Source organism: Erwinia sp. MYb416 (genome assembly GCF_037479575.1).
In the GTDB taxonomy this organism is placed as follows: domain Bacteria; phylum Pseudomonadota; class Gammaproteobacteria; order Enterobacterales; family Enterobacteriaceae; genus Erwinia; species Erwinia rhapontici.
Genome location: NZ_JBBGYT010000232.1, coordinates 500 through 1,743, shown reverse-complemented (window position 1 = coordinate 1,743; position 1,244 = coordinate 500). Strand labels below are relative to the sequence as shown.

General features: G+C 53.2%; 1 protein-coding gene. It reads left to right on the top strand.

The features are described 5' to 3' along the window. Positions 1-287: 287 nt before the first annotated feature. A partial coding sequence (locus tag WH277_RS02150) for a sensor domain-containing diguanylate cyclase (RefSeq protein ID WP_339504135.1) occupies positions 288-1,244 on the top strand: 957 nt, incomplete at its 3' end.

The window sequence follows — 1,244 nt, the reverse complement described above, 5'->3', positions numbered from 1 at the left end:
GGTTTTGCGCTATATGTGGCATCACATAACGGCGCTGGCCGGGAAACAGATTAAAAATGCTTAACTGAGTGAGTAGCGCAGCTAACCGTGAGACCGTCCTTACGCCGTTCTGCTAATAGCAACACCAGGAATAGTCTTAAGAAATTGCTTTCATCCGGGTTGTCACGTATGTTGTTGGCGCGTCATTTCGCGCCAATCCCCTGATGTCGATCTGTTATCTACCTGCAGCCAGCCCGTAAACTCGACCGTCTCGAGAGTGACCCGTTTTAACCGTCCTGAGCCTAACGATGCCAAATTATAAAAATAACCTAAACCGGGCCATCATCTTATTCGCCCTCGCCATGCTGCTATCCACAATTGGCCTGGAATCGCGCAATTTAGCCTCACTCTCCCTGTTCTGGCCGAGTAACGCCATTCTTCTGGGGTTGCTGATCCGCTTCCCGTCGCTGGACAAACCCAGCACCCTTGTCGTTCTTTATTTTGGCATGCTCAGTGCCGATATTCTTTATGGTACCCAGATGATGATTGCTGTCGGTCTGGATATCGCGAATATTCTTTTTATCGCCACCGCCCGCTGGGTGTTGCTGAGTAACCCTTTCTTCACACGCGGACATCCCCGCCGCTTGCAGGCGCTGTTACATGTGTTTCCTGCCTCACTGCTGGGTGCCGCAGCCTGTGCGCTGGTCGGCGCCATCGTCAGCGAGCGCTACTTCGAAGATGAGCTGTTTAAAGCCTGGTTCTCCTGGTTCTCCGAACAGATGTCGACATCGATTCTGCTTTTACCGTTGGTGATAAGCCTGCCGCGACGCGATGAACTGGCTCATCTGGTTGCCGCCCTGCGCGACAGCACCGTGCTACCGATACTGGCGTTGGTGCTCACAACGGTGACAGGCATTTGGGTTGGCGGCGGCGGCAGTTTACTGTTCCCGTTACCGGCGCTGTTGTGGTGTGCGATCAGCTATCCGCTGTTTATTACCTGTTTCCTGACGCTGTTGACCGGTATCAGCGAAATTATTCTGGTCGCGGGAAACGTGCTGAATATTCAGGGCAAAGACGACCTGTTCCGTATTGATAGTTTGTCATCTGCGCGCCTGGGTGTAGCCGCGATGCTGATCAGTCCACTGATTGTGGCACTGAGTACCGCTTCAAACCGCAAACTGGTGGCGCGTATTACTAAGCGTGCCGACTATGATTTCCTTACCGGGGCACTGACACGCAGTGGTCTCGCCTCCAAACTGGAAACA